Annotated in this window: 24 protein-coding genes and 1 other RNA gene; 8 read left to right on the top strand and 17 right to left on the bottom strand. The window is 60.1% G+C overall.

Annotation, left to right across the window (positions count from 1 at the left end):
• The first annotated feature begins 17 nt into the window (after positions 1-17).
• The gene (locus tag BMZ79_RS13830; protein ID WP_090640961.1) at positions 18-1,142 is read left to right on the top strand and encodes an AI-2E family transporter; all 1,125 of its coding nucleotides are present in this window, start codon (positions 18-20) and stop codon (positions 1,140-1,142) included.
• Positions 1,143-1,161: 19 nt separating this feature from the next.
• Here BMZ79_RS13830 and BMZ79_RS13825 read toward each other — a convergent pair whose 3' ends face one another.
• The 3 genes from BMZ79_RS13825 to BMZ79_RS13815 all read right to left on the bottom strand — a co-directional run bounded on the left by BMZ79_RS13825 (position 1,162) and on the right by BMZ79_RS13815 (position 4,753).
• Entirely contained in the window at positions 1,162-2,985 is a 1,824-nt protein-coding gene (locus tag BMZ79_RS13825) for a peptidoglycan D,D-transpeptidase FtsI family protein (RefSeq protein ID WP_090640959.1), read from the bottom strand.
• A gap of 191 nt (positions 2,986-3,176) precedes the next feature.
• Positions 3,177-4,085, bottom strand: a complete 909-nt coding sequence (locus BMZ79_RS13820; RefSeq protein ID WP_090640957.1) for a glutamate biosynthesis transcriptional regulator GltC — start codon at positions 4,083-4,085, stop codon at positions 3,177-3,179.
• Positions 4,086-4,132: 47 nt separating this feature from the next.
• Positions 4,133-4,753: a rhomboid family intramembrane serine protease gene (locus BMZ79_RS13815; protein ID WP_090640956.1), complete on the bottom strand. Its 621-nt coding sequence runs from the start codon at positions 4,751-4,753 to the stop codon at positions 4,133-4,135.
• A 98-nt stretch (positions 4,754-4,851) separates the two neighbouring features.
• Here BMZ79_RS13815 and tpx point away from each other — a divergent pair, with 98 nt between their 5' ends.
• Complete coding sequence (tpx, locus tag BMZ79_RS13810) at positions 4,852-5,370, top strand: thiol peroxidase (protein ID WP_090640955.1); 519 nt, start codon at positions 4,852-4,854, stop codon at positions 5,368-5,370.
• Between the two features lie 66 nt (positions 5,371-5,436).
• Here the strand turns inward: tpx and BMZ79_RS13805 are convergent, their stop codons facing one another.
• The 4 genes from BMZ79_RS13805 to BMZ79_RS13790 form a co-directional block, all read right to left on the bottom strand.
• A complete protein-coding gene (locus BMZ79_RS13805) occupies positions 5,437-5,829 on the bottom strand; it encodes a DUF1499 domain-containing protein (protein WP_090640953.1) in 393 nt (130 codons plus the stop codon).
• A gap of 97 nt (positions 5,830-5,926) precedes the next feature.
• Positions 5,927-6,109: non-coding RNA, 6S RNA (gene ssrS / locus BMZ79_RS13800), on the bottom strand.
• Positions 6,110-6,157: 48 nt separating this feature from the next.
• Complete coding sequence (locus BMZ79_RS13795; protein WP_090640951.1) at positions 6,158-6,958, bottom strand: YesL family protein; 801 nt, start codon at positions 6,956-6,958, stop codon at positions 6,158-6,160.
• A 335-nt stretch (positions 6,959-7,293) separates the two neighbouring features.
• Positions 7,294-8,904 carry a degradosome RNA helicase CshA gene (locus tag BMZ79_RS13790; RefSeq protein WP_090640950.1) on the bottom strand — a complete coding sequence of 537 codons (1,611 nt, stop codon included), beginning with the start codon at positions 8,902-8,904 and terminating at the stop codon, positions 7,294-7,296.
• Positions 8,905-9,046: 142 nt separating this feature from the next.
• On the opposite strand from BMZ79_RS13790, the gene BMZ79_RS13785 reads away from it, so the two are divergent.
• The 3 genes from BMZ79_RS13785 (at position 9,047) to BMZ79_RS13775 (ending at position 11,645) form a co-directional block, all read left to right on the top strand.
• Complete coding sequence (locus tag BMZ79_RS13785; RefSeq protein WP_090640948.1) at positions 9,047-9,871, top strand: YitT family protein; 825 nt, start codon at positions 9,047-9,049, stop codon at positions 9,869-9,871.
• Positions 9,872-10,035: 164 nt separating this feature from the next.
• On the top strand, positions 10,036-10,230 hold the full coding sequence (locus tag BMZ79_RS13780; RefSeq protein ID WP_090640946.1) for a hypothetical protein: 195 nt from the start codon (positions 10,036-10,038) through the stop codon (positions 10,228-10,230).
• Positions 10,231-10,421: 191 nt separating this feature from the next.
• Positions 10,422-11,645, top strand: a complete 1,224-nt coding sequence (locus tag BMZ79_RS13775; protein WP_090640945.1) for a putative glycoside hydrolase — start codon at positions 10,422-10,424, stop codon at positions 11,643-11,645.
• 73 nt (positions 11,646-11,718) lie between these two features.
• Here BMZ79_RS13775 and BMZ79_RS13770 read toward each other — a convergent pair whose 3' ends face one another.
• The 7 genes from BMZ79_RS13770 to BMZ79_RS13740 all read right to left on the bottom strand — a co-directional run bounded on the left by BMZ79_RS13770 (position 11,719) and on the right by BMZ79_RS13740 (position 16,441).
• Positions 11,719-12,252, bottom strand: a complete 534-nt coding sequence (locus tag BMZ79_RS13770; protein WP_090640943.1) for an NADPH-dependent FMN reductase — start codon at positions 12,250-12,252, stop codon at positions 11,719-11,721.
• 91 nt (positions 12,253-12,343) lie between these two features.
• Complete coding sequence (locus tag BMZ79_RS13765) at positions 12,344-12,553, bottom strand: DUF3906 family protein (RefSeq protein WP_090640941.1); 210 nt, start codon at positions 12,551-12,553, stop codon at positions 12,344-12,346.
• A gap of 194 nt (positions 12,554-12,747) precedes the next feature.
• Entirely contained in the window at positions 12,748-13,716 is a 969-nt protein-coding gene (gene pfkA / locus BMZ79_RS13760) for a 6-phosphofructokinase (RefSeq protein ID WP_090640940.1), read from the bottom strand.
• Positions 13,717-13,753: 37 nt separating this feature from the next.
• Positions 13,754-14,839, bottom strand: coding sequence for a tetraprenyl-beta-curcumene synthase family protein (locus BMZ79_RS13755; protein ID WP_090640938.1), 1,086 nt, complete (start codon positions 14,837-14,839; stop codon positions 13,754-13,756).
• A gap of 36 nt (positions 14,840-14,875) precedes the next feature.
• Positions 14,876-15,190 (bottom strand): hypothetical protein, encoded by a 315-nt coding sequence (locus tag BMZ79_RS13750; protein WP_090640937.1) that lies wholly within the window; start codon positions 15,188-15,190, stop codon positions 14,876-14,878.
• Between the two features lie 269 nt (positions 15,191-15,459).
• On the bottom strand, positions 15,460-15,657 hold the full coding sequence (locus BMZ79_RS13745) for a cold shock domain-containing protein (protein ID WP_090640936.1): 198 nt from the start codon (positions 15,655-15,657) through the stop codon (positions 15,460-15,462).
• A gap of 76 nt (positions 15,658-15,733) precedes the next feature.
• Positions 15,734-16,441 (bottom strand): methyltransferase domain-containing protein, encoded by a 708-nt coding sequence (locus tag BMZ79_RS13740; RefSeq protein ID WP_256252724.1) that lies wholly within the window; start codon positions 16,439-16,441, stop codon positions 15,734-15,736.
• A 215-nt stretch (positions 16,442-16,656) separates the two neighbouring features.
• Here BMZ79_RS13740 and BMZ79_RS13735 point away from each other — a divergent pair, with 215 nt between their 5' ends.
• From BMZ79_RS13735 to pepF, 3 genes are all read left to right on the top strand, one after another.
• A complete protein-coding gene (locus tag BMZ79_RS13735) occupies positions 16,657-16,890 on the top strand; it encodes a hypothetical protein (RefSeq protein ID WP_090641036.1) in 234 nt (77 codons plus the stop codon).
• Positions 16,891-16,990: 100 nt separating this feature from the next.
• On the top strand, positions 16,991-17,170 hold the full coding sequence (locus tag BMZ79_RS13730) for a hypothetical protein (RefSeq protein ID WP_090640933.1): 180 nt from the start codon (positions 16,991-16,993) through the stop codon (positions 17,168-17,170).
• Positions 17,171-17,356: 186 nt separating this feature from the next.
• The gene (gene pepF / locus BMZ79_RS13725; protein ID WP_090640932.1) at positions 17,357-19,147 is read left to right on the top strand and encodes an oligoendopeptidase F; all 1,791 of its coding nucleotides are present in this window, start codon (positions 17,357-17,359) and stop codon (positions 19,145-19,147) included.
• 111 nt (positions 19,148-19,258) lie between these two features.
• Here the strand turns inward: pepF and ssuE are convergent, their stop codons facing one another.
• The 3 genes from ssuE to BMZ79_RS13710 all read right to left on the bottom strand — a co-directional run bounded on the left by ssuE (position 19,259) and on the right by BMZ79_RS13710 (position 23,764).
• A complete protein-coding gene (gene ssuE, locus BMZ79_RS13720; RefSeq protein ID WP_090640931.1) occupies positions 19,259-19,819 on the bottom strand; it encodes an NADPH-dependent FMN reductase in 561 nt (186 codons plus the stop codon).
• A gap of 195 nt (positions 19,820-20,014) precedes the next feature.
• On the bottom strand, positions 20,015-20,893 hold the full coding sequence (locus tag BMZ79_RS13715) for an ABC transporter ATP-binding protein (RefSeq protein ID WP_090640930.1): 879 nt from the start codon (positions 20,891-20,893) through the stop codon (positions 20,015-20,017).
• Positions 20,894-20,896: 3 nt separating this feature from the next.
• A complete protein-coding gene (locus BMZ79_RS13710) occupies positions 20,897-23,764 on the bottom strand; it encodes an ABC transporter permease (protein ID WP_090640929.1) in 2,868 nt (955 codons plus the stop codon).
• Positions 23,765-23,767 lie beyond the last annotated feature (3 nt).

The following is a 23,767-nucleotide window of genomic DNA, read 5'->3' as shown; positions in this document are numbered from 1 at the left end:
TGAAAAGGAGCTTTGTCATGCTTTCTTTCTATCGTAAGTATTGGCGGACCGCGTTCGATATCGCGCTGATCATCTTCACGGTCTGGCTCATCATGTTCCTGTTCAGTTATTTATACCGCATCGCGACGCCGATCTTTCTCTCGTTCCTGATTTATTTGTTCATCGAACCGCCGGCCCGCTGGCTGACGCGCCTCGGTCTCAAGAAATCGATCGCCGCCGGCATATCCGTGCTTCTCTTCACGCTCGTCATCGTCGCCGCGTTCGTCGGCGCCGGCTACGTGGTGACGACGCAGGTCACGGGGCTCGCGGACAAGCTTCCGACGTACCAGCGGCTGCTCGTCGACCAGTTTCAGTCGAACGCCGGCCTGCTGCAGGACAAGATCTCAGGCTTGCCTCCGGACGTCGTCGACAAGGCCGAGGAAGTCATCGGCTACGTCACCGATTGGGGCCAGCGGCTGGCCGTGAATTTCCTGCGCGCGCTCGGCGGTTACTTGATGTCGTTCTCCACGTTTATCATTAACTTCTCGATCGGGATTATTCTCGCCTATTTTCTCAGCTTGGAAATCACGGAGTGGAAGCGTCTCGCGAAGGAAAAGACGCCCAACACGTTCAAGCGCGCGTTTCAGTTTCTGCGCGAAAACGTCTTTGTCGGCATTGCGGGGTACTTGAAAGCGCAGGGCAAGCTGATCAGCATCACGTTCGCCGTGATTTTCGTCGCGCTGCTGGCGCTCGGCGTGCAGAACGCCTTCTCGATCGCGCTCTTGTCCGCGTTCTTCGACGTGCTGCCGCTGCTGGGCGTGGGGACGGTCTTTATTCCATGGATTATTTACCTTTTCATCGTGGGCCAGACGTCGCTCGCGATATGGCTGACCGTGCTGTTCCTGTTCGTCGTGCTCACGCGCCAAATCCTGGAGCCCAAAATCACGGGCGATACGCTCGGCGTCTCGGCGTTTACGATGCTCGCCTTCATGATCGTATCGCTTTCGATCTTCGGCATCTCAGGGGTCATCTTGTCGCCGATCCTCATGATTCTGCTGAAGGCGCTGTACGATCAGCGGTACTTCCACCGCTGGATTCATTCGCCGAAGGGCGAATTCGAGAACCCCACGAACCCGTACGAAGAGCCGGATTCCATCCGTTGATGGATCCGGCTTTTTCCTTTCATTGGCCGGGCGCCGCCAAAATGTCCATGACGCCCCGGAACAGCCGCGTCGCCTGATTGGACGTGCGGACGCCGCGATTCTCGGCGAGCACGGCCACGGCGTAACGGGGCGAACGGACGGGACCGTACCCGACGAACCACTGATTGAGCCGTTCCGTGCCGCCCTGCATCACTTGCGCGGTGCCGGATTTCCCGGCGACGGGCCACCGGCCTTCGGCAATGCTTCGGCCGGTGCCGTAGGCCACGACCGCTTCCATGCCGCGCAGAATCGTCTCCGTTGTCTTCCGGCTCACTTGGCCGTAACGCGAGGGCCATGCTTGACGCGGAATCCCGGCCAGCAGCTGACCGGTGCCATAGCGGATCTCGCTCGCGAGCCGAGGCTCCTGCACCAGGCCGCCGTGCAGCAGCGTGACGACGAGGTTGGCCGCCTGCAGCGGCGACAGCCGCACGTCGCGCTGGCCAATGCCCGTCTGCGCCAGCTGCCCGCCGTCCCGAACGGTCGGCAGGGCGGCAAACACATGGCCGCCCTCCTCTTCCGGCAGCAGCCTCAGCGGCCTGTCCAGCGGCGCGAACGGCGCGGCGCTTGCCCAACCCACCTGCTCCCCGATGCCGAGTTTCTCGGCCGTGACATCCAGCTGGCGCGCGTCCAGCCGTTCCGCCAGCGTGGCGAACGCGACGTTGCACGAACCGGCCAGCGCGTCCTGCAGCGTGAGGTTGCCGTGGCCGCCGCGCTTCCAACAGTGAAGCCCGTAACGGCCATAATCGCCCCCGCAGTGGAACAGCTCTCTTTCGTCGACGGCATGGGCCTCGAGCGCGGCGGCTTCCGTTACGAGCTTGAAGATCGAGCCCGGCGTCGCGGCCCGCACGGCGCGATTCGCGTAGTCCTCCGTCCGGGTGCCGGCCCCCCGCCCAGGGGCGGTGTCCGGTCGGGAGATCATCGCGACGACGTCCGCGGTGTCCGCATCCAAGACCACGACCGCGCCTTCCCGCAAGCCTTCCTTGTCGACATAGGCTTCCAGCCGGTTCTGCACCGTTCGGTCCAGCGTCGTTCGCACCCGTATCGGATAAAACGGATTCGTCGGCCGTTTCAACCGCCACTCTAAGCCGTGCATGGGCTTGTCCGCGCCGTCGGTGAAATACGATACCGTGGTCGGTCCCGTTCCTTGCAGCAGGACGTCCAGCGAGCGTTCGAGTCCCGCTCCTCCGGTCAGATCCGTCAGCTTCATCGTCCGCTCCCGCAGCCGAAGCGCGTAATCCAGCCGCAGCAGCTCGGGATGCTGGCTGACGTAACCGAGCGCGTGCTTGGCGCGGAAGCCGTCCGGATACCGGTTCCGGTACGGCAGGACGCGCACGCCGTTCAGCCGAAGCCTGCGCATGACCTCCACCTGCTTCGCCGTCAGTTTAAGCGGCCTGCCTGCTCCTTCCGCCTGCCAGAACGCCGGTTCCTTGAGCGACTTCATCCAGCGGTCCAGCCGTTCCTCCGGCACGCCGAGCGCGGCGGCCAGGCGCGTCAAGTCCGCCGGGTCGCCGGCCGGCCGCGCCTTCGCCTGCAGCGGAAACACCGCGAGCGCCTCGTACGTCTCTCCCGTCAAGGTCAACCCGTGCCGGTCGACGAAATCGCCGCGTCCGCTGTCGAGCACGAGTTCGCGTTCCCGCTGGGCGACGGATTCCGTCTTCCAATGCGAGCTTTCGGCGGACGCCGTTTTCGCCGGCGCCAGCTGCAGCCAGGCCAGCCGAAGCAACATGCCGGCCAACAGCAGACTCATGCCGAGCAGGGCGTGAAATACCCTGCGCTGCCTCTTTCTTCGCCATTCCTTGCTCATCCCGCCGTCCGCCTCCGCTATCGTTCATGCACAGCATTTGCCTTCCAGTATCTCCTTGCGGGCGGCCGTTCAGACCTGGCGGGCCGCTCGGCGGCACGACAAAAAACGCCTTGCGCGGCGCGGCGGAAAGCAGCCGCGGCGCCGTACAAGGCGTTCCGTCCATGAGCCGCCGCTCCTCGAGCGCGGCTGCCTTACATCCGGTTCTTCGATTCAATGCAGGCGAAGAAATCGAGCAAAAACCGCTGAAACGCTTTCGCCACAAGGGGGAGCTTCTCGTTGGAGCGATAGATCAAGCCGATCGTCCGCGTGACGCGCGGCGAACGGACGCGCACCTTGGCCGGCTGCAGCTTGCCCGCGCCCTGCAGGGCCATCTCCGGAAGCAGGCTGACGCCCATGCCGGCCGCCACGAGACCGCGGATCGTATCCGTCTCCTGCCCTTCGAACCCGATGCGCGGCGCGAACCCGGCTTCCCGGCATGCGTCCATGACGATCGGGCGCAGCGAATAGCCGTCGCTGAACAGCACGAACGTCTCGTCCTTCAGCTGGCTCAGATCGATCGCTTCCTCGCCCGACAGCGGATGGCCGGGAGGCAGGATGGCGAACAGCTCTTCCGTCAGCACCGTTTGCCCGGTCACGTGCGCGTGTTTCTCGGGATACGGCGAGACGAAGGCCAGATCCACGTCGCCCTTCATCACATCCTGAATCAGCGACGGATACATGCCTTGCCGGAAGCGGAAATTGACGTTCGGGTTCATTTTACGAAACGCCGCGACGACCTCCGGAATGAGCGAGATGCCCAAGCTGTGCGGGAAGCCGAGGCGAACCTCGCCCTTGTCGGGGTCCAGAAACTCCTGGATCTCCATGACCGCCCGCTCGAGATCTGCCAGAATCACCTCCGCGCGCTTCAGGAACAGCGATCCGACCGGCGTCAGCTGCAGATTGCGGCCCTTCTGTAGGAACAGCTTCGCCCCCAGCTCCTCCTCGAGCTGATGAATCTGCCGGCTGACGGCCGATTGGGCCACGTGCAGTTCCTCCGCCGCCTTCGTGACATGCTCCCGTTTGGCTACTTTGACGAAATAATACAATTGACGAAGCTCCATAACGTTCCTATCCCCCAAAAAAGCTTGGTTCGATCCCGCTGCCCGCGTCACCGCCGATAGGAGCGGTCCCGTCTAGCGATCAGGTACCAGTCGTAGGCATAAGCGAGCGCGAACCCGGCCAGCAAGCCGCCGAAGTGCGCCCAGATGCCGATATTCGGCACGATCAGCGTATAAATAACGCCGAAAATCAAAATCGTATACACCGTCTTGCGCGAGTTGGGGTCCAGCGACCGCTTCATCAGCGCCAAAAAGAGATACGCGCCGAACACGCCGTAGATCGCGCCGGAAGCGCCGGCTCCGGCCGTCGTCGGATTCGCGATGACGCTGACCAAATTGCCGACGATGCCGCTCAACAGAAAGAACGCGGCGTACTTCCAATGGCCGAGCATCCGTTCGAGCGGAGGCGCGAAGACGAGAATGCTGAACAGGTTGTAGAAAATATGCGACAGACTGAGGTGCAGGAAGATGGCCGTCACATAACGCCACGGTTCCTCCAACGAGAAGTAATTGTCGCCCGGGGAGCTGTAAAACAAGCCCCAATTCAGCAGCCGGCCGTCCAACAGCAAGTGATCGGCCGCATACGCCAAAATATTGAGCAGCAGAATCGCGGACGTGACGGGATACATCCGCAAATAGCCTTGGAAGCTTTCGTAACGAAGAAAGATCATGGACGTCTCCTTTACGCATCCTTATTGGACAACCGTATTTCGTTATGCTTATAATGATTTTGGTAGAAACCAATTCCAATCAAGGAGGCTATTTCATAATGGCTCAAGAACGTGCAGGCGTTTCGACATTTAAAGGCAACCCGCTTACGCTGATCGGACCGGAACTCAAGGTCGGCGACCAAGCCCCTGATTTTCAACTGAACAAATCGCTCGTGGACGTCGTTTCCTTGAAGGACTATGCCGGCAAAGTGAAGCTCATCAGCGTCGTGCCTTCCATCGATACGGGCGTTTGCGACGCGCAGACCCGCCGCTTCAACGAAGAAGCAAGCAAATTCGGCGACAACGTCGTCATCCTGACGGTCAGCGCGGATCTTCCGTTTGCCCAAGCCCGCTGGTGCGGCGCCGCCGGCGTGGACCGCGTGGTTCTGCTCTCCGACTACAAGAACAACAACTTCGGCGAAGCTTACGGCGTATTGATCAAGGAATTCGCGCTCGACATGCGCGCCATCTTCGTCATCGACGCCAACGATAAGATCCAATACATCGAAGTGCTTAGCGAAATGACGGAACACCCGAACTACGAAAACGCGCTGAACGCGCTGCAAGCACTCGTATAAGCCATTCGGACGGAATCATCAGAAAAGCGAGGACAGGGATCCCCTTCCTCGCTTTTTCCCGTTTATTTATATGCTGGATGTTTTGTATTGAGCCAGCTTCTTATCGAGCGTTCGGTAAATATCAAGAATCGTACGGTAATTAGACCCTAGGTCGCCAAAGGAGCCGCGCGACGCGGAATAGATGTCGACCGCGGACGTCACGGGATTGATGTTGATGACGGATACGGTAATATCCATCGTTCGGCCGGTCATCGTGCGCTTCTCCAGCACGATTTCGCCGACGGACTGTACTTCGTGCAAAAGCCGGTAGCCTTGCATTTTTTTGAGTGTGGAGACGACTTCTTCCCACGCTTTTTCTCGAGATAGCTTGTAATAATGGGATTTCAGCAACGGATCTTTCGCTTTATCGCCAGTCAGTTCGTGACTGCGCAGCAACCCGATAAGGGTCCGCTTCAACAAAGGCAATCTCCCCCTCCAACGTCTTCTATGTACGCTAAGAGCTATCATAGCACAATTTGCGACATAAAAAAAAGGGGTTGCCCCCTTTTCGTTTCGTGAGTAACCCGCCATGCCGTCCGGCTAGCTTGTTTCTGAACCCGCTCTCGCAGGTGGGTGGCCGCAGAAACGTTTTTGAGATCCCCTTTCGAGGGCTTGTCAGCCGCGTTTCGATATTAGTCTCCCTAAAAACAGCCATTGGTTCAAAACAAGTGTATAGCCGTAACGCACATCGCAGGATGTACTGCTATTATAGACCGTTCCGGCGCAAAAGTAAACGTGACGCGCGCCGTTATTTAATGGTCGTGCGGCCGTCCTCCGTGTTCGGCAGCATGATGGCCGCGTCTTCCTCCAGCCGTTTGCGCTCCTCCTCGGCCTCTGCCTCCGCCGCTTTCTCCGCTTGCATTTGCAGCTTCGTGTAGATGCCGTAGAAGTTCCAGAACGCGATGACGCCCACGAGGCTCATCGTGAAGAACGGAACCAGGAACATCAATTTCGGCGAGCTGAAGCTGATGAAGAGCACGACCCCGCACATGACGACCGTCGACAGCGAGCGAAGCGGGCGTCCGATCGTGATGAGCAGCGCGTTCTTCAGCAGCTGGAGCGTCTTCATGTGATAGTGCACCAGCATCGAGAAGAAGTTGAGCAGCGACACGCCGACCAGGACGATCAGCGCCACGAACAAATACGAGACGATGCCCATCGATCCGAGCTTGACCAGATAGACCCGGAAGTCCACGATCAGAATCGCGAACAGCACGGCATACAGGATGCCGCCGAGCATGGCTTGGACATAGCTCTCTTTATAATTTTTGAAGAAAGTCCGCAGAAGCGGCGCGTCCACTTCGCCCATCACCCATTTGCGCGCGACGCCGAACAGCGCGGCCGTAGCCGGGAAGAGCGTGAACGGCGCGATAATCGCCGCGATAATGAGATTGGATGTAACTTGGTCGGTCGTTTCCGCGAACAGGATCGGAAGCAACACGAACACGAACGGAATCGAGCAGATGAGCCACAGGATATTCGTGACCGATAATCGCATGATCCACTCTGAAATTTTGTAAAACCCGCCCATCATGCCTTTCATTTCCATGACTGCCGAATCCTCCTAGCAAGCGATTTCATTTCGTCCTACGATAACTATAATATAGGCGGCCGAATAAAGCCAACGTCCATTTTCGGGAATCCGCGCCGCGTACCGCAGATATGGCTATACCCCTTCATACGTGCCTGCGCCGCGTCCGTTCCGCTCGCTCTCTAGACCGCTCAGCCTTGCCGCTGCGGCATTTCCGCCGGTCAGTCGGGTCAGCCGCGCGATTGCGCGCAAAGAGTCGTCGAACGCTGCTCCGGCGCCGAGGATCCGGTTAAAGAAAAGGGCTTCCGTTCATCCGATTGCTCGGTAAACGGAAGCCCCGGTCACGTTCAAATCTATTCGTCTGCGGACGGACGCGGACGGCGCGGCGCGTCCGAGCGACCTTCGCCGCGGCCTCTGTAGCCGCCGCCGCCGCCATCACGGTCGCGATCGCGGTTATAGCCGCCGCCGCTGCTGCCGCTGCCGCTCGAACTCCGGTTGCCGCCGTAGCCGCCCCGGTTGCCGCCGCCGTAGCCGCCGCCTTCGCCGCGGCCGCGCGGACCGCTGCCGGAACGGTTGCCGCCGCCGAACGGACCGCCGGAGAAACGGCGTCCGTTCGTGCGCACGTCCGGTCTGCGTTTCTTCGCGCGGATCGGATCCTCAGGCGTCAGCTCGATGTTCACGTCTTTCTTCTCCCCCGTGATCAATTTGATCGCCGCCGCGAGCAGGTTGACGGAATCGTACTGCTCCAGCAATTGGATGGCGATCGCCTTGAACTCGTGGACGGACTCGCCGTCCATCGCTTCGAGAATGCGCTCCGCCGTGACGCGCTGCTTGCCTTCGATCGCTTCCGCGATGCTCGGCAGCGGCTTCTTGGCGATTTTGTGGCGCGTTACTTTCTCGATGAAGTGCATGTGGTCGAGCTCGCGCGGCGTTACGAACGACCACGCCGTGCCTTCTTTGCCCGCGCGGCCGGTACGGCCGATACGGTGGACGTAGCTCTCCGGATCCTGCGGCAGGTCGAAGTTGATAACATGCGTTACGCCCGAAACGTCGAGACCGCGCGCCGCAACGTCCGTTGCCACGAGCACGTCGATGCTGCCGTCGCGGAATTTGCGCATGACGGCGTCGCGCTGGTTCTGCGACAAGTCGCCGTGCAGCCCGTCCGCGGAGTAGCCGCGCTTCTGCAGCGCTTCGCTCAGTTCATCGACGCGGCGCTTCGTACGGCCGAAGATGATGGCGAGCTCAGGGGATTCCATGTCGAGCAACCGGCTCAGCGCATCGAACTTTTGGCGCTCGTGCACTTCGATATACGCCTGGTCGATCGTCGGCGCGCTCACCTGCGTCGGGATGACCGACACGTGCTGCGGATCCTTCAGGAACTGATCCGCCAGTCTGCGGATGTTCGGCGGCATCGTGGCCGAGAACAGCATCGTTTGGCGGTCTTCCGGTACCAGAGAAAGAATGGACGTAATATCTTCCATGAAGCCCATGTCGAGCATTTCGTCCGCTTCGTCCAGAATGACCGTTTGAACGTCGTCGAGACGAATCGTCTTCCGGTTGATGTGGTCGAGCAACCGGCCGGGCGTTCCGATAATGATTTGCGGCCTCTTTTTCAACGCGCGGATCTGTCTGCCGATCTCTTGTCCGCCATAGATAGGCAGCGAACGCAAGCCTTTGTAGCGGGTCAGCTTGCCGATTTCTTCCGATACTTGAATCGCAAGCTCGCGGGTCGGCGTCATGATGAGCGCGACGATGCGGTCTTCCGTGACCGGGATTTTGTTGACGAGCGGGATCCCGAAGGCTGCCGTCTTCCCCGTGCCCGTCTGTGCTTGACCGATCAGATCCGATCCGGTAAGCGCGATTGGAATGGCTTTGGATTGAATCGGGGTCGATTCCTCGAATCCAAGCTCCGTAATGGCTTGGAGCACTTTGGGCTCCAGGCCGAATTCAGCGAATGTTTTCAAACTGTTTCAATCTCCTTCTATCTGCATCCTACAGAAAATATACAGTTCATTATAACACAGTTGGGTTTCAGAATACCAGCAAAGGCGGAAGGCACATACTAAATGTTATTCCAGCAAGAAACATTCGAGGTGGCGACCGACCATGAAAGCGTCCCGAACCGCAGCCGCGACGCTGCTCAGCGCGCTGCTGATCGCCTTCGGCTTCAACCAGCTGCTGATTCCCCACAAGATGATCAGCGGCGGCGTTTCCGGCATCACGATGATCGCGGGCTACGCGACCGGCCTCAATATCGGCTGGCTCTATTTTATTCTGAACGTTCCCATTCTACTCTGGGGCTGGCGCGAGCTGGGCCTCCGCTTCGTCGGCTGGAGCCTCGTGTCCGTCGCGGCGACGACGCTTTTTCTGCAGCTCGTGCCGCAGAAGCCGCTTGTCTCCGACATCATGCTCGGCGCCGTGTTCGGCGGCGTCGTCGTCGGCTTCGGCAGCGGGCTCGCGCTTCGCTCCGGCTCCTCCTCCGGCGGCTTCGACGTCGTCGCGGCCATCGTGACGCGCAGGCGGGACATCTCCATCGGCATGCTCATCTTCGTGATGAACGGCTCCGTGATCGGCGCGCTCGGACTGATGACGAAGAACTGGGACGTCGCGCTCTTCTCCCTGCTCTCCATCTTCACCTCCGGGAAGATCATCGATCTGATCCACATCAACCACGTCAAAATGACGGCCTTCATCGTCACGTCGCGGACGGAAGCGATGCGGGCGGCGCTCATCCCGCTCTATCGCGGCGTCACGGTGATCCGGACCCGCGGCGGCTACACGAACGAAGAGAAGGACATGCTCATGACGGTCACCACGCGCTACGAGCTTAGCGAGCTGCGCAAAATCATCGCCGCGACCGATCCCAAAGCGTTCGTCAATATCGTCGAGACGGTCGCCGTCCTTGGCGAATTCCGCAAGCCGACGGTGTAGCCCCCCTCTTGCCTTTACCCGCGGCGGCAGCCGAGACAAACATGGATTTTTGAAAGAGCACTAGGTTTTTCAAACCCCGACTGTTATAATAAGGCTATCCCGTCGTACAACAAAGTTTCGTGCCATACGTTTTACCCTCCATTACGATGAAAGGGTGATGCTTCATGGATATGGAAACGGTCAGGCTCGTACAGATTGTGGAGAAATTAGCGCCGGAATTAGTGCCTTTCCTCACGGAGCGGGAATTGAACCTGAATATCGTGCTGCGGGACGGATTGGCTTGGCTGGAACCGGAAGACGCGATGGAAATCGTGCAGCACAGCATATGCGAGCACCAGAAAGAAGTGCTCCTGCACTAAATGGACTGCTACTCATAAACCGGAACGAGAACAACGCGTTGTTCTCGTTCTTTTTTTGTTTAAATACATCTGTAAGGAGGCATTCGCGCTTCGTTTCGCGGCCGCGTCAAAGTTCGTACGAAATACCTCTGTGCCGCCTTCCGCGGCTGCCTTATAATCGATGTGACACTGTTTGGCGGGGAGAGAATGCGATGGACGCGATCGTATCGGCCTTATTGTTATTGCTCCATGTATGGACGGGGACGTCCGCGGGCGGAGGAACGGAATCCGCTTCGGCGGAACGGCTCGCGGCGAAGCTCCTGACCGCGCAAGCCGCGCAGCTGCAGCCCGGATTGGCCGCGCTGCCGGGCAAGACGCCGGACGCCGGGCCGTCCGGAAAACCCGAGACCGCCGGCGCCGGTTTCGTCAAGCACGATCCCCAGCCCGGCGCGCCGAAAGTGAAAGGCATTTACGTCACCGCGTACAGCGCCGGAGGGTCGAGACTCGACTCGCTCCTCAAGCTGCTCGACGACACGGAGCTGAACAGCATGGTCATCGACGTCAAGGACGATTCCGGCTACATTACGTACCCGACGACGAACCCGGACCTGCTGAAATACGGCAAGCCGCAAAAATTCATCCGCGACCTGCCGGCGCTCATGGCCAAGCTGAAGCAGCACGGCGTCTACCCCATCGGCCGGATCGTCGTGTTCAAGGATACGGTGCTGGCGAAGCAGCATCCCGAGCTGTCGTTCCGGCGCAAGGACGGCTCGGTGTGGTCCAACGGCAAAGGCGACAGCTTCGTGAACGCTTACCGCAAGGAAGTGTGGGACTACAATATCGCGGTGGCCAAGGAAGCCGCCAAGATGGGGTTCAAGGAGATCCAGTTCGACTACGTCCGGTTCCCGGAAGGGTTCGAGAAGAAAGCCGATTCGCTCGTCTTCGACAAGACGAAGGACTCGCGCGTCGATACGATCGCGGCGTTCGTGAAATACGCGAAAGCGCAGCTCGAGCCGCTCGGCGTGCGGGTGTCCGTCGACATCTTCGGCTACGCCGCCTCCGTGCCGGCCGCCGAAGGGATCGGCCAGGACTTCGTGAAAATCTCCAAAAACGTGGACGTCATCTCGCCGATGATCTATCCGAGCCACTACGGCACGGGCTGGTTCGGCGTGAAGGATCCCGACACGAGCCCGTACGCCACGATCAAAGGCGCGATGAAGGACACGCACAAGAAGCTCGATCCGCTCGGCTCGTACCAGCCCTTCATTCGGCCGTGGATCCAGGACTTCACGGCAAGCTGGCTGGGCAAGGGCCATTATATCCCCTACGGCAAAGCCCAAGTCGACGCGCAGATCAAGGCGCTGCGGGAATCGGGCGTCGGCGAATACCTGCTGTGGAACGCGAACAACCGCTACACGGCGGACGCGGCCTATTAAATTCGAAAACGCTCTGCGAGCCGGGAAACGGAACATGCTCCGTATCCGGACTTGCAGAGCGTTTTTGCGTTCATTATCCCCGCAGCTTCGCGGCGAGACGCAGGAAAGACGAAACCGCGCGGTGCACCCGCTTCTGGACGTCCGGGGATTCCGGCGCGCCGCCGGGGCCGAATTGGCGCTGCGCGCCGCCGACGGAGATCCACTCCGGCGAGTTGATGCCGTGCAGGTTGCGGACGATCGTCTGCATATGCTGCAGCGAGCTGACGCCGACCGCGCCGCCGGCGGAGCTGACGGACAGCACCGCTTTGTCGCCGAAATGATCGCCGCCGAGATAGTCCAGCGCATTCTTCAGCACGCCGGTGACGCTGCCGTGGTATTCGGGGGAACCGAGCACGACGGCGTCGGCGTGCAGCACCAGGTCCATCAGCTCCGACGTATGCGGATGAATCTCCTCGTCATCGTCGTTATACAGCGGCAGCGGCTTCTCCCGCAGGTCGAATACGGCCGCTTCATGGCCTTCGTTCCCGATGACGTTCGCGATATAATTCAAGATTAAGGCGGTTGTCGATTCGCGGCGGGTCGCGCCGACAAGAATGGCAATGCGCATGCTCAATCCCTCCATCCATCCAACTTTACATACATGATAGTATGGAAAGTAATTCCGGTCAAGAGAAAATCGCCCAGGATTGGCCGGCCGCCTACAGCGGCTGATGCGGAATGAAATAGCCGCTGCCCGCCGACGTCCGCTTCTTCTCGACGATGGCCGCGGATTTCAGCGCCGGCTTCTTCACGTAGTGGCGCTCCAGCTGGACTTCCACCTCGGCGAAGGCCTTCTCGTCCGTCTCGGCGAGCAGGATCAGATGGCCCGTCTCGTCCTCCAGCTCGATTTCGATTTTGTACAAAAACATGTCGGCACGCTCCCTTGCGCTTCGTATGGATGAGATCATCTCTGAAACATGGCGCTGCGGACTGACCACGGATGCGGCATGCCAATGCCCATCGTCGTTCCGCATGGCAAAACGAAAGCCTTAGCCGCCTCCTGCCGGCCTGTCCGGGCCGATACGCGGGCGATGCTAAGGCTTGCGGACCCGGACGCTTGCCGTCATTGCGATAGGCGCAGCGCCAGGTTGTAAAGCTCCATGTTGAACGGCTTTTTCGTGTTGACGACCCGGTCGATGTCCGTGACGACGAGCTCGTTGTTGATGATGCCGCACGCTTTGCCGGAATCGCCTTCCATCAGCTTGCGCACCGCGAAGTCGCCGAGCTGGCTCGCCAAAATCCGATCGTTGTGCGTCGGCGAACCGCCGCGCTGAATATGCCCGAGCACCGTTACGCGCGGCTCCATGCCGCAGCGCGTCATGATGCCGTGGCCGATCTCCTCGCCCGTGCCGGCGCCTTCCGCGACGACGATGATGCTGTGGCGCTTGCCGGAGGCGAAATTCTCCTTCATCCGGTTCGCGACCATATCGAGATCGTACGGCACTTCCGGCACGATGATCGTCTCCGCGCCGCTCGCGAGGCCCGCGTACAGCGCGATGTCGCCGCAATGGCGGCCCATGACTTCGACGATGGACGAGCGCTCGTGCGACGTCATCGTGTCGCGCAGCTTGTTGATCGCGTCGACGACGATGCTGACGGCCGTATCGAAGCCGATCGTATAGTCCGTGAACGGAATGTCGTTGTCGATCGTGCCCGGCAGGCCCATCGTTTTGATCCCGAGCTTGGACAGCTTGTTCGCCCCTTGGTACGAACCGTCGCCGCCGATGACGACCAGTCCGTCGATGCCCCGCTCGCGCAGCACTTCCGCGCCCTTCTGCTGGCCTTCCGGCGTCAGGAATTCCTTGCAGCGCGCCGTTTGGAGAATGGTGCCGCCGCGCTGGATGATGTCGCCCACGCTGCGAAGGTCCATTTGACGCAGGTCGTTGTTAAGCAGCCCTTGATATCCGCGCTGCACGCCGTACACTTCCAGGCCGTGGTACAGGGCGCTGCGGACGACGGCGCGCACGGCGGCGTTCATGCCCTGCGAATCTCCGCCACTGGTAAGAACGGCAATCGATTTAACTGCTGACATTCTACTCACTCCTCTATGGTGTATCTCGGTTATTGATTCAGTTTGAAGATTGCCGCTTGCGGATGACGACGCTGTTCCCCCAGAAGAACAGCCGCGTCAGCGGGCTTCTGCGCATCAGGCGCCGCGAGACGAGCCGTACGTCCTGCTGTCCGCTCACCTTCGGATCCGACAGGTACAGGGCGATCAGCCCCTCGATGACCATGCGGTGAAACCGCGGAACCGGGAGTCTCGTGACGTCCTTGCGGGCGTTTTCGACGATCAGGCCGATCCGCTCCGTAAGCTGGCTTTGATTCGTATAATAATTGCAGAAGTTCAAATCGCCGCCGATTCGATCTTCCTCCTGATCAATCAAGTAGTCGAGCATGATGTGAAGGCCGCACACATGCGGAAAATACGCGCCCCGGATGCGCAGCGCGTCCTCCGGCGTGCAGGCCTCGTCCGACGCGGCGAGGAACAGCATGAACATGCCGAGCGTGGAGCCGGTCGCGGCCGCGAATTCGTTCCACTGCAGATGCGGCACCTGGTGCCGGTGAGCCTCCCACCAGACGAGCAGAGCCGGTTCGCGCAGTTCCTTGGCGATATGCTTGTGGACCTGCAGGTCCCCGTACAAGCCGACCAGCTCCGTCACGTGCGGCTGCACGGACGCATAGGACGGCAATTGCCTCACGCACGACTGGCATGTCCGGACGAGCTCATGCAAATACCCGCCGTCCTCCCGCTCCGACCGCAGCGCGTAATAGTCCCGCAGCGGCGCCTCCGGATCGACGGCATCCAGCATGGATTGATGCAGCAGCCGGAAATCGTCGGCAGCGAGCGACGTGCTTCTGTCGCACAAATTGTCCAGGTAGTCGCTGATCGTCTGCAAGCAGACGATCAGGGGGACGAGAATATGGCGGCTGTTCAAGTTCGCGGCGGCGTAGATGCCGCCGCCTTCGCAGTGAAACTGCTTGCTCGTCATGCTCGCTAACGCCTGCACGCGCAGTTCGTCGTCCGGAATGCGCTCCGCGATGACGCGCAGCCGTGCCAATTCCGCGCGCACTTCCGGCAACACGTATTTGTATACCCTGTACATGAGGGTAACGGGAGTCTTCGGCACTTGGCGGGCCTGTGCTGACAGGTTCATTCGTGGGTGCGCCCTCCTTTGATCCACTCCGCTGCTTCAGGAATGGCGCTTGTTTTCGATGTCTTGGTTCATGCGGTACCAGATGTGCAGATCGTTGATCCGGCTGGCGAGCTCCGCAATATCGGCATTGATGCCGCAGGAACGTTCGAAGTCTTCCTCCTCGAACAGCTCCGTCTGCTTGGCGTTGATGACGCGTTCGAATGCCATGACCCGGTCCGGAATCGTCCCGCGGATGATTTCCCACTGCGTGACGATCGACGTCCGTTCCGCTTCGCCGTACTGCTCCCACGCCAGACGAAGCGCCGGCAGCGGGATTCCGAGCCGGTCGTCCCATGCAAAGTAACGGTTCACGTCTCAAAACCTCCATCCACTAATGTACCATTTCATAGAGTGTAAATCCAGCGCGAAAACTTGTTCCCCCTATGAAAAACGGCCTACGTCCCGCAGGCGGCGGACCTACGCGGCGCCGGCCATGTATCCGGTATCATCGCGCTGCGAAGATTCTAGCGGGGAGCGGGCAGACGAATGAAAAAAACCCGACATCGCTGTCGGGTAAAACGTCATGTCGATATTCTGTTCCATTACTCCATTATAAGAAACTTCCGGAGGAAGCAGTCATCTTACAATTTGATAACGTTAGCGGCTTGAGGTCCGCGGTTGCCTTGCGTAATATCGAACTCGACGGATTGGCCTTCGTCCAAAGACTTGAATCCTTCGCCTTGAATCGCGGAGTAGTGAACGAACACGTCTTCTCCGTTTTCAACTTGAATGAAGCCGTAGCCTTTCTCTGCGTTAAACCACTTCACTGTTCCTTTCAATGTAACAACCTCCTAAAAATGAGCGCCGTTAAGCGGCGGCTTCCTCCATTATATACCTAGTGGGAGAAATTTGCAATTAAAGGTTGACAAAAAGACCAAGCTCTGATTCGGGAATGAAAGGAAGCTCGGATGCATAGAAGCCCGGGTTTCCGCCCGCCCCGCGAACGGCATCCAGAAGCGCGTCCATATGGGCATAAGGCGTCCACCGAAGCGACACGATCGGATAGATCCGGACGGCTCCGCCCCGCTTGCAGACGCGCATCATCTCGAGAACGGCTTCGCGGTGGAACCGTTCGTCGAACTGGTCTTCGTACAGAAACAGAAAATGGCTGCACAGCACGAGATCGAACCGCCCGTCGGCGTACGGCAGACGCGGCAGGCTCGCGGCCGCATACCGCTCGGCCCGCTTGGCCGGATCGCCGTAATGCGCGGCAAACCGCCTCAGCGACGCTTCCCGGCCCGCCCGGTGCCGGTCCAGGCTCCCGTAATAGCTGAAGTCGTACCGGTCCCGCAGCTTCTCCAGCTTCGCCGCCGAGACGGCGATTTCGCCCTCCGCTTCTCGCACCAGCTCTTCGCTCTCCAGCGCGTAACGGGGATCCGCGGCATAGGCGTCGATGCCGGCCGCCTCCGCGTCCGCGGTAAACGAGGATGCGCCTCCGGCGATGTCCAGCACGCGGCCGGCGGCCGGCCCGCGCAGGTCCGCGCCGAACATCCGCGCGTACTCTTCGAAGCCGCGGCACGTCACGGCCACGCCGATTTGTTCGTACCCTTGTTTCGTATTCATGCTCATCTCATCTCTCCTCGTCTCTTCTCGTCTCTTCTCCGGTAGACTTTTCTCATCTCTTCCTGCTTGCGTCCGCCCGCGTCGCTCCGGCTTGCGAAATGCCGCAGCCATGCGTCCGGTTGCCATATTTTAGCATGCGCGGCATTTGATTTCTACCCCTGAAATTGGCTATCATGGGAAGATACTACGCGCTTTATATGGAAGGGATGGTCATGATGTTCAAGAAGGTGCAAATTTATAAAACCGATAAATACAACATGCTCAACGTCGAGGTGCAGGGCAAGACGCTGATCGTCCGGGAAATCTCCGACCAATGGGGCGAGGAATGCCACACGTTCGTGAGCCGTCCGGAAATGCTGCACTGGGCGGAGAACCGCTTCCGTCCGGAGGACTTCGCGGGACGGGAAGCGGAGCGCGATGCCATACTCGACGGATTCCGTTCGATTTAGCCGGAACTCCCGGGCCGTCCGGGAGGAAAATGATGCCTGTTTAGCGAACATAACCGTATGTAAATTTGCATAGGTTGTGCGGAGGGGAGCTCAAAGTCAGGTGGATACGACATCGACGATTATTTTCATCATCGCGGCATTTTCGCTGGGCGGCATTCTGATCATGCAGCGGAACAACGTTCCCGCGAACTTGCGCAGAGGGCTGGCCATCGCGGCCATCGTCTTTATCGCCTTTGCTTTTTTTCTAATCGTTTACAGTTTTGCCGCGATGGGAACATAACGCAGAGGCGGCCGGGTCAAACTAAGAGGCACATTCTGTCAAAGGAGCGTGACCTCCGGCGTGAAATGGCTGCCGATCGTCCTGTCGTTCTCGCTGCTGCAGGGCAGCGGGAACAGCTTGCTTCCGCAAGCATCCTATGCCGATTCAACCGATTCACCATCCCACACGAAGGCGAGGAGAGTTCCTATGAATCACGTACCGAAGCGTTCCGAAACCGCACCCGAACACCGCTGGAGGCTCGAGGACTTATTCGCGGACCAATCCGCATGGGACAAGGAATACGCGCAAGCGAAGGAGCAAATGAAAGGCGTCGAAGCCTATCAGGGCAAGCTGTCCGACCCGGCCCGGCTGAAGGCCTGCTTCCAGCTCGAAGACGACCTGTCGCTGAAGGTCGAGCGCCTCTACGTGTACGCCAATATGAAGCATCACGAAGACACCGCCGAGCCGAACTTCCAGGCGCTGTCGGAGAAGTCGAAGAAGCTGAGCGTCGAAACGGGCGAAGCGCTGTCCTTCGTCACGCCGGAGGTGCTGAGCCTCTCCGATGAAGCGCTGAACGCGATGATCGAGAATCCGGACCTGGCGAAATACCGCCAGACGCTGGAAGAGATGCGCCGGCAAAAGGCGCACGTCCTCTCCAAGTCGGAGGAAGCGCTGCTCGCGCAGGTCGGCAACATCAGCCAGGCGCCGGGCACGATCTTCAGCATGCTGAACAACGCCGACCTCAAATTCCCGAAGGTGAAGGACGAGAACGGCGAAGAGATCGAGCTCACCCAAGGCCGCTACATACAGTTCCTGGAGAGCAAGAACCGCGAGGTGCGCGAAGGCGCCTTCAAGGCGATGTACGAAACGTACGGCAAGCTGAAAAACACGATCGCCTCCACGCTGAACGCGAACGTGACGAAAAACATTTTCTACGCGCGCGCGCGCAAGTATCCGTCCGCGCTTGAAATGTCGCTGTACGGCGACAATATTCCGAAGGAAGTCTACACGAACCTCATCGGGACGATCCATAAGCACCTTCCGCTCATGCACCGGTACATGGAGCTGCGCAAGAAGCTGCTGAAGGTCGACGAACTGCACATGTACGACCTCTTCGCCCCGCTCGTGGACGAGTTCAAGATGGACATCACGTACGAGCAGGCCAAAGCGACGGTCAAGGACAGCCTGAAGCCGCTCGGCGAAGACTACTTGAACGTGCTTCAGGACGGCTTCGACAAGAGCTGGATCGACGTCTACGAGAACGAAGGCAAACGGTCCGGCGCGTACAGCTGGGGCGCTTACGGCACTCACCCGTACGTCCTGCTGAACCACAAGGACAACCTGAACAGCATGTTCACGCTGACGCACGAAATGGGGCACGCGCTCCACTCGTACTACTCCGACACGAACCAGGACTACCGCGACGCGCAGTACACGATTTTCCTGGCCGAGGTCGCTTCGACGCTGAACGAAGCCCTGCTGATGGACTACATGCTGAAGAAGTCGACCGATCCGAAGGAGAAACTGTACCTCCTCACCTACTACGCGGACCAGTTCCGCACGACGGTGTTCCGCCAGACGATGTTCGCGGAGTTCGAGAAGATCATCCACGAGCGCGCGGAAAGCGGCGAGTCCTTGACGCCGCAGGACTTCAGCAAAATCTACTACGACCTCAACAAGCTGTACTACGGCGACGGCATGGTCATCGACAAGGATATCGAAATGGAATGGGCCCGCATCCCGCATTTCTATACGAGCTTCTACGTCTTCAAGTACGCGACGGGCTTCTCCGCCGCGACGAGCTTCTCGAAGCAGATCCTCGAGGAAGGCGCGCCGGCGGTCGAACGCTACCTCGGCTTCCTGAAGAGCGGCGGCAGCGACTATTCCATCAACATCCTGAAGAAGGCGGGCGTCGACATGTCGTCGCCGCAGCCGATCGAGGAAGCGATGAGCGTCTTCGAAAGCCTGATCGAACAAATGGAGCAGCTGACGAAATAACGTCCCCTGCACGCAAAAGCAGCGGCATTCCGGACCTGGATCCGGGAATGCCGCTGCTTTTTTGATTTGTCTGGCGTTGAAACGCCGCGATGAAGGAGTTCGGCTAGCGCTTCAGCCGTTCAGCATGCCGGTCGGCCCCTTCAGCAGCAGCGTCGTTTCGACGAGCGACGCGACCGCGGCGTTCAGCCGCTGAGCGAGTTCTTCGTCGAGGATGTAGCCCCCGTCGTCGGTCTTCAAGATTTGCGAATCGACCGCGTAGACGCCGGTTTCCACGTGCTTGGCGTACAGCGCCGACAGCAGCGGCTTCAGCGCGAAGTCGATCGCGAGCAGATGGGCGATCGTGCCGCCGATGAACAGCGGAAGAACGATTTTGCCGGTCAGCCCTTTCTGCGGCAGCAGATCGAGGAACGTCTTCAGCACGCCCGTGTACGACGCTTTGTAGACGGGGCTTGCAATGACGACCGCGTCGGCTTCCGCCACGAGCCTGCTCGCTTCGGCGATCGCGGGGCTGTCGAAGCGGGCGCCGATCAGGTCTTCCGCGGGCAGCGAGGCGACGTGCAGGTCGACGACATCCCAACCGAGCGAGGTCAGCTTCTCGGTCGCGTACAGCGTAATGCCGTTCAAACGGGATACCGGATTCGGGCTTCCGGAGATGATAATGGCTTTTGGCATAAGGAATGGTTCCTCCCTTGTCGAGCAAGTTAATGGCTTCATTATACACATCCAATTCCTACCCGTAAACTATGAATTGAACGAAAACCGGTGGGCTGGCTTCGGCCGGCGTCATGGAAACGGCCGCTTCCGTGCGAACCGGGAAGCGGCCGTTCCGATGACGATTGGCAGGACGACGGACGCGTGTCGCGTCCTTTACGATTCCGGCGGGTAGATGATGATCCGCCCTTCTTCTTTCTCGACCCGGACTTTGTTCTTCTCTTTGAATTCGTCCGCCTGCAGGTAGGTGGACGGGATTTGCAGCCGTCCCGCCCTGTCGATGACGGCGTATTCGACGTGGCTCTCTTCCTCGAGGGCCGCCCCGTTCTCGAGCGCGGCCAGCTCCTCCGCGTACGACTGGCGCCGGATGATCTCCGAGGACGTCTTCCCGTCGCGGATCGCGACGACGCGGTCCACCTTCCGGGCGAGCAGCGGGTCGTGCGTGACGATGACGATCGTGATGCCGATGCTGCGGTTCAACTGGCGGAACAGGTCGAGGATCTGATTCGACATCCGCGTGTCCAGCGAGCCGGTCGGTTCGTCGGCAAGCAGCAGCTTCGGCGAATTGGAGAGCGCGATGGCGATCGCCACGCGCTGCTGCTCGCCGCCCGAGAGCTCGCTCAGCCGGTTCTTGATGCGGTGGCCGAGGCCGACGGCGTCGAGCAGTTCCAGCGCCCGCATCCGTTTGGAGCGGCCCTTGAGCAGCATCGGCAGCTCCACGTTTTCGAGCGCCGTCAAGTACGGAATCAGGTTGCGGGCGTTGTTCTGCCAGACGAAGCCGACCGTCTCGCGCTTGTACGCGACGAGGTCGCGCTCCGTGAATTTGAGCAGGTCCTTCTCGTCCACGACCAGCCTGCCCGCGGACGGCCGATCGAGTCCGCCGAGCATGTTGAGCAGCGTCGACTTGCCGCTGCCGCTGTTGCCGATGATCGCCATCAGCTCGCCGGCTTCCACGTGCAGGTCCAAGCCCTGAAGGGCGACGACCTCCAGATCGTCGGTCTTATAGATTTTCACAAGCCCGTCGCAATGGATCATCGCTTATTCCTCCCCTAGCTTCAGCGCTTGCGTAATCTTCATGCGCGAAATCCGGACGCCGAGCACGGCCAGCCCGATCGCGAGCATGAGGCCGACGACGCCGTACAGCTGCGCGTAATCGCTGAGCCGGCGCACGATTTCGAACGGCGGAACCTGGTCCGTCGCGTTGAACGACAGCTGGAAGAGCGGCACGAACAAGCTGCTGACGGTGTTGCCGATCACGACGCCGAAGAGGATGGCCGCCGCCGAGGTCAGCGCCTGCTCGCTCAGCAGCATGCCGATGATTTGCCGGAACGAGATGCCCATCGCCCGCAGGATGCCGAACTGAAGCGTCCGGCCGGACAGCGTCAGCACCCAGAACAGCAGGAAGCCGAAGAAGCTGATCAGCATCGAGATGACGAAGCCGAGCGTCATGACGCCGTTGATCGCCAGGCGGAACGGATCGTTATTGGACCGGATGAGCAGCTGGTTCGCGTCGACGAGCTTCTCGATCGGAATGTCCTTCTTGATCAGATCGTCGTAGATGACCTTGCTGCCGGCTCCCTCCTTCAGCTTGATCCAGACGTCGTAGGGCTCGAGCGCCAAATGGTTCTGGATGTACGGCAGCTGGCCGACGATCAGATTGGGCAGCCGGACCTCCGGGTCGTCGGCGTCGCCCGATACCGGCAGCGGGCTCCAGCCCGGCCAGTAATCGACGATGCCGTAGACGATGAAGTCGGCGCCGTCGAGCCCTTCCCACTTCGCCGAGATCGTGTCGCCCGTCTTGACGCCGTACTGCTTCGCCATCGAGCGCGAGACGAGCACCGCCTTCGGGTTGGTCGAGAGCAGATTCAAATAGCTGTTGAGCGGATACTGCAGCAGGCCGCCCCGCATCCACGCCACGTGGCCGAAGTCGTACGGATCGATGCCGTACAGCGTCGCCGCGCCGCTCTGGCTGCCCGCGGAGAAGCTGGCGTCGTCCTTGCGGAAGACGCGCGCGGCGGACTCCACGCCGGCCAGCTCGGTCATCGTGATGAACGACGGCTCGGTATACGTGACGACCTTCGGCGCGGCGCCCGCCGACTCCTCCTGCGGCTGGCCCGGCGGGCCGGACGGTCCCGGCGGCGGCTTGTCGTTGTCCCAATGAACGGACAGCTGGATGTCGGAGCCGGTCGTGTATTGGATCCGGTCCTCCATGTTGCCGTTGATCGTCCGGGCGGCGTTCGCGCTGAACAGCCCCGTCGCGACCGTCATGATCAGGAACACCTTGATGGTCAAATACTGCGACGAAGAGCGGCTGATCTGCAGCAGCGTGGAGTAGAGCGCCGGCGTCCACCATTTGCGGCCGATCCAGAACACCAGCTTCACGAACCACGGATACACGCGCAGAATGAGCAGCCCCGCGCCCAGCGAGAACAGCGCCGGCATGAAGAAGATAAGCGGATCCACCTGAATCGAGGTCGGGTCGAGCGCGAGCGCCTTCAAATTGGACAATTGATTATTGAACCGGCTCAGGAAGTAGACCGAGACCACGAGCAGGATGATATCCGCGCCGATCAGATGCCAGAACGACAGCTTCGTGAGCCGCGCCATCCGCTGCTTGTGCCCGACGATCGTGACCCGCGTCGCCAGAAGCGCCGGGATGAGAATGAGCACGATGGAACCGCCGATCGCGGCGGCCGCGATTTTGTAGGCCGTGCTGTTCAGGACGACGTCGAGCGAAGCCCGCTGGACGAATTCCAGGAAGCCGCTGGACGCGCCGAGAATCTTCGTGAAGAACACGCCGACGAACGGCCCCGCCGCGAGCGCCAGCGCCCCGAGCAGCAGGCTCTCGATCAGGAACACGGTCATGATCTGCAGGCGGCTGGCGCCGCGGCTGCGCAGGACCGAGATTTCCGTCTTCTGCCGGTCGATGATCAGATTGGCCGCCATGAAGAGATAGAACGCGAGCATGAACATGACCGGCGAATAGAGCGACCAGAGCATGAGGTTCAGCTTGTCCTTCTTCTCCGTATAGGTGGCGATCGGATTCTTGGCCGGCATGTCGGCGTTGCCGATGCCGATGCGGGTATTGAAATAATTATTGATCGCGTTGAACTGCGACACGTACGTATCGATGCGGTCGATGTTCATCTGCGAATAGTCGAGCGAATACTGCCAGCTCAGCAGCGACAGCTTCAGCGGACCGGGGTTCTCGACGAAGTCATGATTGAACTCGCCGAACGGAATATAGAACGACGAACTGCCCTCCAGGCTGAATTGGTCGTAGGCGTTCGCCGCGTTCGCTTCCACGATGCCGACCGGAATGATGCGCACCGTCGCGCCGGTATCCTTGTTCGTGTACACCAGCTCGCTGCCGAGGTCGCGCTTCAGGTCGATGATGAACTTCTGCGTGACGACGGCCTCGTACACGCCGTCCGTGCGGTTCGGGTTCGGCAGGCGGCCGTCGATGACCTTCACGCGCTTCTCGAGGTCCGAGACGGTCCGGAAGCTGCCGGACACCGTCATTTCCTTCTTTTCTTTCTCCGTCGCGTCCGCCGGCAGCACCCGGAACGACTGCGTGGCCCGCATGACGATATACGCCTGCACGTCCAGCCCCATCCGCTTCGGGGCGTCCGCCATGTAACGGTCCGCCTTCTGGATCAGCGACAGCTGCGTGCCGAATTCCCGCCCGCCCGAGACGGACGTCGCCGCCCGCAGCAAGCCCGGATAAATATTTTGGTCGCTCTGCAGCTGCTGCAGCTCCTTGAACAACGTGCGCTGCAGAATCGCGTGCGAGTACAGCGGCATGGAGCTGAACAAGGCGACGCACAGCGTCAGCCCGAACCACAGGTTCAGCTGCAGCCAGCGGTTTTTGGCCATTTTCCGAAAGATCATCGTCAATAATGCCATCGA

The sequence above is a fragment of the Paenibacillus sp. UNC496MF genome (assembly GCF_900113915.1).
GTDB lineage: Bacteria > Bacillota > Bacilli > Paenibacillales > Paenibacillaceae > Paenibacillus_Z > Paenibacillus_Z artemisiicola.
The sequence above is the reverse complement of the archived record's forward strand: the minus strand, read 5'-3'. Positions and strand labels throughout refer to the sequence as shown.